3 protein-coding genes are annotated in these 2,009 nt (G+C 43.3%); all 3 read right to left on the bottom strand.

What is annotated here, in order from left to right:
* A partial coding sequence (locus HMPREF2955_RS16415; RefSeq protein ID WP_210401251.1) for a hypothetical protein occupies nt 1-232 on the bottom strand: 232 nt, incomplete at its 3' end.
* A gap of 108 nt (nt 233-340) precedes the next feature.
* The gene (locus HMPREF2955_RS00385; protein ID WP_070719886.1) at nt 341-850 is read right to left on the bottom strand and encodes an energy transducer TonB; all 510 of its coding nucleotides are present in this window, start codon (nt 848-850) and stop codon (nt 341-343) included.
* A gap of 346 nt (nt 851-1,196) precedes the next feature.
* Nucleotides 1,197-1,409: a PspC domain-containing protein gene (locus HMPREF2955_RS00380; RefSeq protein WP_044259971.1), complete on the bottom strand. Its 213-nt coding sequence runs from the start codon at nt 1,407-1,409 to the stop codon at nt 1,197-1,199.
* Nucleotides 1,410-2,009: the final 600 nt, after the last annotated feature.

Below are 2,009 nucleotides of genomic sequence, written 5' to 3'. Positions count from 1 at the left end.
CCATCAGTGCCTTATCTCCGCCAGGGAATTGAGGTGATATTTCAAAAATTTCACACATAACACGCTGGCTTTCCTCGGCCTTAGTAGTTGCCGACTTAACTTGTTTGGGTTGATTTCGTTTCTTATTCTTGCCCTTCCCGCCTTGGGCGTTGGCATTAAGGCAGGCCAAACACATTGCTATTACAAGCCATAGCTTGCAACGAAATACGGAATGAATGCTCATTGTTCGCATAACTCCCTCCTTTGGTTTATTATTGTTTCAACTACGATTATCGCTTAATAAGGATTGTCTACCAGCTCTTTGCAAGTTTTCTATCCTTAGAAACGCCACTTATTTATCTCAACGTCCTGCCTCTGTTCCGCCCTTTTTAATCACATAAAAAGGAATGCCCATGCAGACTTTCAAGCGCGCCAGCTTGCCTTTTCGCTTGCCGGGTATCCAAGCGGGCATCCTTTTTACAACGTTAACTGCCGCCTTATCTAATGCGGGATGTACACAACGAAGGAGCCTAATGTCTGTTATTTGGCCGTCTTCCTCCACAAAGAAAGACAATAGCACCCTGCCCGTAACGTCTTGGGCCTCTTCTGGATATACCTTTTCTTTATCTATAAAGGCCTTCAAAGCCTCCTCGCCACCTGGAAACTTGGGCTTTGCATAGTCTTCATCGCGGAAAACGCGCGTTATTTTTACTGGCGAAGTTCTAAACTTGGGCTTAACAAAAAGGGAGTAAGGTGGCCAACATACGGTGTCATTTCCGCCTTGTGCGTTGGCATTAAGGCACACCAAACACATCGCCATTACACATAACAGCTTGCAGCGAAATGCAGAATAAATGATTGTTGCACACATAACTACCTCCTTTGGGTTGTGGTTTCCACTGCAAATATAGCAAAAAATATGGATTAACCATTCGCTTTTTATGATGTTTTTATGTAGAAATAACTGCGTAACACAAAAACATACAACACTGAAACATGATAAATCCAACACGCCAGTAAGTAAAAAGAGCGGATAAAGCCTTGGTACTTTACAAGATGTTTTTTATCTAAAACAAAACGACAACGCGTTACATATAAAGCTTTGTGCCAACAACCTGGTTGTGGTTGCTGGCACAAATGGATGTGCTTTGCAGGTTTGCTAAGCACCGATACGAGTAATTTAAAACGCTTTTGTGGTGTTCTGATTTTTCAAAGACCTATTCTTGCTGTCGTGGGTCAAACTCTTCGCTGGGTACAACAGCCCATGCAACAAGATAAACCAACACGCCCGAGAAGGCAGTGGTAATGGTAGCGAGGGCGTAAACTAGGCGAACCAATGTGACATCCCAGTCGAAATACTTGGCGATGCCCCCACAAACCCCTGCTATCTTGCGGTCTCTTGAACGATATATCCCTTTATTTGTATTCATGCTATTTATGCTTTTGTTTAATATTAGACGTTTGAGAGGGGATAAAAGTTGCATGTTGGAGGATAAAAAGATGTCGGTACAGCGAACAAAGTTCACACAAGCCCAACACGCCTCACCGCGTTCAAGCCTACTAGCGTACAACGACATTCCCCTTTTCAACAATCCTGTGTTGCATGCCAAGCCATTCTTCTTAGTAAAACCAGCAGCAATTGGCCATAGCAGCCAACAACAAGTGGGTTGTTATGGCACTTTCAGTCACGCTGTTTTTCAGCCTCCCACCTTCACATTAGGAAACGAAGGACAAAAGGGAGTTGCCAACATAGAGTAGCGAAGAAATCACGATTTGTCTCCTTTTCAGCAAGAATTTTAACATCGTGAGTGCCCATTTTGTTCACCAAGTGCCCACCCAACCGCAAAAAATCGATTCTCGCGTGGGTTGGTTTTGATGCAAAAAGGGGTTAGTTGTAGATGTTGGCAAAATGAATATTTATTTGGAATGACCGCCATTTAAACCAGTTTTTAGGCTATTTTCTACTAAATGCTGTTCATTTTGCCGCAAAATGCAATGCAATATGCCGCAAAACGCAGTGCGTTTTGGTG

This window comes from Prevotella sp. HMSC073D09 (assembly GCF_001814145.1).
In the GTDB taxonomy this organism is placed as follows: Bacteria; Bacteroidota; Bacteroidia; order Bacteroidales; family Bacteroidaceae; genus Prevotella; species Prevotella conceptionensis.
The sequence above is the reverse complement of the archived record's forward strand: the minus strand, read 5'-3'. Positions and strand labels throughout refer to the sequence as shown.

Coding starts and splice junctions, on each gene's coding strand:
- HMPREF2955_RS00385 (WP_070719886.1), bottom strand. CDS start 850: ATGTGTGCAACAATCATTTATTCTGCATTTCGCTGCAAGCTGTTATGT.
- HMPREF2955_RS00380 (WP_044259971.1), bottom strand. CDS start 1,409: ATGAATACAAATAAAGGGATATATCGTTCAAGAGACCGCAAGATAGCA.